We start from the raw sequence: 6,214 nt of genomic DNA on the forward strand, positions 1-6,214 counted from the left end.
GCACGTTTGTAATACTACCGCTACTGCCAGCGACCTTGACGCGCACCTCACCGTAAGGAGTGATAACTCGCTGAATTTCCCGCTGCAAAATTGCTCGCATTTGGGTGGAACGGCGGATACCTAATGTTGTGGTTTCTCGAAATAAAATTGCTTCGCAAGCTTGTTGATTTTCGGGATGACAGATAACAGTTAACAATACGCCCTGACGGGATTTTTTCATAATAATCGGCTGGCTAAAAACATCCAGGGCACCAGATGCAAATAAGGCATCAAAAGTATATGCGATCGCCTGCGGACTGAGGTCATCAATTTGCGTTTCCAATACCGAAATTGTTTCCAACTCAGGCGATATACTTCCCCGACCTTCTACCCCTCTGTCCCTGAGCCCTTCTGCTAGGATTTCTTCACCAATCCAGAGGCGTAAAATATTAGGAATGGGCAACTGGCGGGAACCAGCGCCGAGACCGACGCGGTGGAGAATCATTTCCGGTGCGGGGCCAAAACTGCTGGCCAAAGTGACTGCGATCGCCACACCCGTCGGCGTACACAATTCCTTGTCTATGCCATTGCTATAAACTGGCACTTGGCGAGACTCCCACAACTTCAGCACTGCTGGTGTGGGCACTGGCAGCTGACCGTGTGCCACTGTTACCGTACCGCCCCCAGTCGGCATTGCCGAACAGTAGATTTGGTCGATTCCCAACCAATCCAATCCCAGACAAGTACCGACAATATCGACGATCGCATCGGTCGCTCCAACTTCGTGAAAATGCACCTTATCCGGCGCTATACCGTGAACCGCGCCTTCTGCTTCTGCTAATTTGCGAAAAATTGCCAAACTGGCAGCTTGCGCCCGCACGGGCAACTTAGCCGCCAAAATCAAAGCTTCTATTTCTGGCAGATGGCGGTGATGACTGTGACCGTTACTGTGATGGTGATGATGGTCATCGGTTAAATCTACATGAACTTTAGTTGCTTGCTGACCGTTACGCTGGACGAGTTCCGCTCGTAACTCGTACTCGTGAGAAATACCCAAAAGGTGGAGCTTTTCTTTTATGTAGTCCAGGGGAACACCGACATCGACCAGCGCTCCCAGACACATATCACCGGCAATGCCAGCAGGACATTCGAGGTAAGCTAGCTTGTTCATTGGTTCTCAGTCATAGGTCATCGCACGTCACTAATTTTATCGCAATATCGCCAGAGGACCCCCGTCAAACTGCGTTATGACGGGGGATGAATTGCGACCAACCAAATTAATTGAGCGCAGCGAATCCATATAGTTTGACAAAGGTATTTCCCCAAGCTATACTGTTAGCAATTATGAATTGATAAAGCGATGTTAACAGCTTTAAAGGTAAGATTGTATCCAAACAAAAAACAGCAGATAGCCTTGGCGAAAAACTTTGGCTGTTGCCGATTCGTTTGGAACTTTTACCTAAATAAGACTAATACTCAATATCAGGAAATAGGGAAAGGTTTGAACTATTGCGATATGGCCAAAGATTTGACGCAACTGAAGAAGCATGAGAATTTTTTGTGGTTAAAAGAAGCGTCATCTTCTGCATTACAGCAATCGCTTAAAAACCTAGAAACAGCATTCAAGAATTTCTTTGAGCATCGCGCTGGATTTCCAAAGTTTAAAAGTAAACATAAGAAGCAATCCCTGAGATATCCAGCAGGTTGCTCAATCAAAAAGCATGGTGTACAACTTCCCAAGTTGGGAGTTGTTAAAGCGGTAATCTCAAAAGAGCTAATGGGCGAAATTAAATCTGTGACCGTCTCCAAAGATAGCACAGATAAATATTTCGCCGCGATTTTGTTGGAAGTTGAAGATGTTCCAACAATTAAAGAGGGTAAGATTTCGGGAATTGATTTAGGTCTTAATTCCTTGGTGACAGTGTTTGATGGGGAGACAACTTACAAAGTCGATCCAATTAAACCCACTAGGAAATACGCTAAACGACTGAGACGAAGACAACAATCATTATTTCGGAAAAAACTTGGCTCTAACAACCGGAAAAAGCAGGTTAAGAGGGTAGCCAAGGTTCATCATAAAATAGCAAATACAAGACAAGATTTCCTCCACAAAATCTCTCGTAAATTAGTTGACGAAAACCAAGTCATTGTAGTAGAAGACATTTGTGTAAAAGGCGTCGCACGTACCAAGTTAGCGAAATCTGTTTTAGATGCTGGATTTGGAATGCTGGTAAATTTCTTAGCGTCCAAATTGAAAAGAGTTGGGGGGATACTTGTAGAGGTTGATAGATTATTTCCTAGTACGAAGCTTTGTAATTGTTGCAAGTTTAAGAATGATTCCCTTACCCTAAATGATAGAGAATGGGTTTGTCCGAAATGCGAAACCCACCATGATAGGGATGAAAATGCTGCGAGAAACTTGCGAGAAGAGGGTATTAGGATTTTGTCAACAAATACCGATGGGCAGTCGGAATTTCAAGCTTGTGGAGAAGATGTAAGTCTGGTTAGCAATTCTGCTAAAAAGCTTTCTTCTATGAAACAGGAATCTCCCCGTTAAGCTAAAGCTATAACGGGAGATTGTCAAAGTTAACTAATGTTAGAAATTAGCCAACGAAAAATTTATGGCTACGATTTACACAATTCATCCGGATACTCCGCAAGCCCGCAGTATAGAGCAAATTAAGGATGCCCTCAAGGATGGGGCAGTGATGCTGTACCCCACCGATACCGTGTACGCCATTGGCTGCGATCTGTATGTTAAGTCGGCGGTGGAACGAGTGAGGCGCATTAAACAACTATCGAATGACAAACCCCTAACGTTCCTCTGTCCTTCTCTATCTAATGTTTCTACTTATGCGTGGGTGAACGACTCCTCCTACAGAATTATGAAGAGTTTGATTCCAGGGCCATACACATTTATATTACCGACAACTAAGTTAGTGCCTCAGCTGGTAATGAATCCCAAGCGCAAAACTACTGGGATTAGAGTCCCGAATCATGGGGTATGTTTGGCTTTGTTAAATGCACTGGGCAATCCGATTATTTCTACTTCGGCGCACGTACTCAGTGATGAACAGTATGCGCCGATGCCTGGGGTGGAAAGCAATGGCTTTTTCTCGCGGGTGGAACTGTTTGACCATTTGGAAAAGCTGGTCGATGTAATCGTGGATAACGGACAGGAACCGGGATATGAGGGTTCGACGATTCTGGATTTGACGGGGGAAGAACCTGTTGTGGTACGGCAGGGCTTGGGATGGGAGGAAGTTACTGCTTGGGTTGTTTGAAGCGAATAGGGGCTAGGGGCTAGGGACTAGGGACTAGGGACTGGCGACTGGGGAGAATATAGGTTTTTAAATCGAGTTTGGTGTGATTTTTGAAGAAGTTTTGAAGAAAAAGTATTAAGTGTGAAGTAAACGTGAAATTCGATCGCTCCTCAGTTATTTGTGCCAATGATGGATGACTGATGAGAAATGACCGCTCGTTACCAGTTGGCTGACTGTCCACTGGATAGACGATCGCGATCGCAACTGGCAGATGTGCGATCGTATGAAGTGTAAATGCCTAAAACTCTCTCTGCACAATGAATTAGGCTGGTTCTATGCGCTCTCTGAGAACCTACTCGCTTCAAGGGTTCCCAGAGCTGATTTTTGACCAATGAAAGAACAGGGACACCGCCATAACTGCGGCAAATTCAGACTGCTTAGAGTCTAAATGTAAGCGATTGAGGCAACACCAGTTGCAGCCAACTTTCCTCAAACGCTCAAAGACTCTCAGTCCTTTATGGTGTCATCTCTCCAATTAACTATGAAAACCGCATATAGAAATTTCCCTACCGCAACTCTAGAAGCTCTACCAAAAACTACTGTTATGGACATCCACCCTTCAGAGCAAGAGTCCGAAATGGACAGCGTTGCCCTCGCCAACGAAATTTCTCAAGAATTGCAAGCTCAAATTCAGTCAGACAGGGGGGTAAAAATATCCAGCGCTGCTGTCAAAGCAGTGGCAAATCGATTAGCTAACGAGGTGGAAAGAATTTGTCGCCAAAGTTCGCGCATCCAAAAATCCGGTCAAATTCGCTCTTGGCAACTAACTTTGGCGCGACACCGGTTGCAAAAGTGTCTGTCCTACTACAATCTCGGTTCCAAACAAGGGCGCGTCGAACTGCACAGCACTTTGGGTGCGATCGTCTACCGCTACATTACACCGATGCGTCAGCCGTTAAGCTTCCAAGCTCGCTATCACTTAGTCGAAGACTTTTTACAAGGCTTTTTCATGGAGTCGCTCAAAGCTTTCCGCAGAGAAACGGAGCTTCCAGAGGATTACACGCCGCGCAACTCGCTGGAAGTAGCGGAATATCTCGCATTCACGGAACAATATGCCAGACGGCGAATCAATTTGGGCGGCGGTGCCAGTCAACAATTAATTATACTCCGCGCCCAAACTTTCTCTCGCCGCCAACCGGCGGAGACTGCGGTGGATATGGAGTCAGCTGCTGAATCTCCTAAAGGTGAAGAGGCGGAAACTGTACGACGCGACCCGGCGATGCAGCAGGTGCGTGCTTCTATGGTGGCGGAAACAACCGATCCGGCGGAAGCGGTGTTGCGCGATCGGCTGATATCGGAATTGATAGAATATCTGGAATCTCAAGGTCAATCAGATTGCGTCGATTATCTGACTTTAAAATTGCAAGACCTCTCTGCACAGGAAATCGACGAAGTTCTCGGTCTGTCTTCCCGTCAGCGCGACTACCTGCAACAGCGCTTTAAGTACCATGTGGAAAAGTTTGCCCGCCTGCATCAATGGCAATTAGTACATCAATGGTTAGGTGCGGATCTCGATCAAAAGCTGGGGATGAATACTCGGCAGTGGGAAGCGTTTTGGCAAAAACTCACGCCACAGCAGCAGCAACTGTTGGAACTCAAACGTCAAGGAGTTAGCGATCGCGAAATCGCCTCTGCCCTCAAATGGACTGCCAAACAAGTGGAAAAGCGTTGGTCTCAGCTTTTGGAACTCGCTTGGCAAGCTCGCAACAGCAGCACTTCTACCCAAAAATAGCGATGCAAAGTTTTCCAGGGAATCGGTTGATTTTAGTTTAGTACAGATGCGATCGCGTCTGTACTTTGGCTTATCCCACGGCTATGATTAAGTTTTTTTTACATATTTGTTTGTTTTTGTTAACTCTTTTGTTGAGGTTTGTTTAAAAAAAACTAATTTTTTTAATTTTATGTAATCTTGAATACAGCAGCTAATTCTCCTATCTACCTTGGCCTCAGCCTACGGGTAAATTTAGTTCCATATTAACTGCTACTTTCCACCAGGGTAAGACGAGTTTAGAGACATCTGCTGACTGTCAGTATATGGCTCTAACTTTCCATTGCAATTTTTAAGTTGCCGAGCTGTCACCGATCGCATTATCAGTGAGATTACCGAATCTAATTGTTAGTAAATTCACGTATTTAAATCGAGAGAGCGAAGAAAATGCTTACCCTAAACGATTATCAAATCCTACCTTTACCCATTCATGAAGGCGTAAAAACCTTAATTTATCGGGCTTATAGAGAGCGGGATAATACAAGTGCGATCGTCAAAACCCTGAAAGCAGAATATCCAACTTTAGAAGAAATTACCCGCTTGCGTCATGAATACAAAATTCTGGAATCTCTGCATATAGAAGGAATTATTAAAGTATATAGTTTGGAGAATTATAAAAACGGGTTGGCATTGCTATTAGAGGATTTTGGGGATAAATCGCTCAAAGATTTAATGACATCTCAAAAAATCCCATTACTTTCGTTTCTTTCTATCGCCATTCAACTGGCATCAATCTTGGCAGACCTACATAAAGACAAGATAATTCATAAAGATATCAAACCGCAAAATATTCTGATAGACAGTCAAACATGGTCTGTCAAAATTATTGATTTTAGCATAGCCACGCGCCTTTATAGAGAAACGGCGACGATCGAAAATCCCAATTTACTAGAAGGAACGATCGCTTATATCTCACCAGAACAAACAGCGCGAATGAATCGGTCAATTGACTATCGTACCGATTTCTATTCATTGGGCGTTACCTTCTATGAAATATTAACGGGTAAGCTACCATTTCAATCGAACGATCCGATGCAATTGGTGCATTGTCATATTGCGAAAAAACCAGTACCGCCTCATCAAGTAAACCAAGCAATTCCAGAAGCAGTTTCAGAAATAGTGATGAAATTATTATCCAAAGCTG

5 protein-coding genes are annotated in these 6,214 nt (G+C 44.4%); 4 read left to right on the forward strand and 1 reads right to left on the reverse strand.

Going from position 1 to position 6,214, the window contains the following annotated elements; all coding sequences use genetic code 11:
- Positions 1–1,150, reverse strand: a 1,150-nt coding sequence (gene larC / locus H6S82_RS14425; RefSeq protein ID WP_191056346.1) for a nickel pincer cofactor biosynthesis protein LarC, incomplete at its 3' end; no start/stop codon positions are given.
- A 189-nt stretch (positions 1,151–1,339) separates the two neighbouring features.
- Between larC and H6S82_RS14430 the strand changes: the two genes are divergently transcribed.
- The 4 genes from H6S82_RS14430 to H6S82_RS14445 all read left to right on the forward strand — a co-directional run.
- Complete coding sequence (locus H6S82_RS14430) at positions 1,340–2,536, forward strand: RNA-guided endonuclease TnpB family protein (protein ID WP_191056347.1); 1,197 nt, start codon at positions 1,340–1,342, stop codon at positions 2,534–2,536.
- Positions 2,537–2,600: 64 nt separating this feature from the next.
- Positions 2,601–3,263: an L-threonylcarbamoyladenylate synthase gene (locus H6S82_RS14435; protein ID WP_190464520.1), complete on the forward strand. Its 663-nt coding sequence runs from the start codon at positions 2,601–2,603 to the stop codon at positions 3,261–3,263.
- A 583-nt stretch (positions 3,264–3,846) separates the two neighbouring features.
- Entirely contained in the window at positions 3,847–5,034 is a 1,188-nt protein-coding gene (locus H6S82_RS14440) for a HetZ-related protein (RefSeq protein WP_242056950.1), read from the forward strand.
- Between the two features lie 423 nt (positions 5,035–5,457).
- A partial coding sequence (locus tag H6S82_RS14445) for a serine/threonine-protein kinase (RefSeq protein WP_191056348.1) occupies positions 5,458–6,214 on the forward strand: 757 nt, incomplete at its 3' end.

It is taken from the genome of Planktothrix sp. FACHB-1355 (assembly GCF_014748295.1).
In the GTDB taxonomy this organism is placed as follows: domain Bacteria; phylum Cyanobacteriota; class Cyanobacteriia; order Cyanobacteriales; family Aerosakkonemataceae; genus Aerosakkonema; species Aerosakkonema funiforme_A.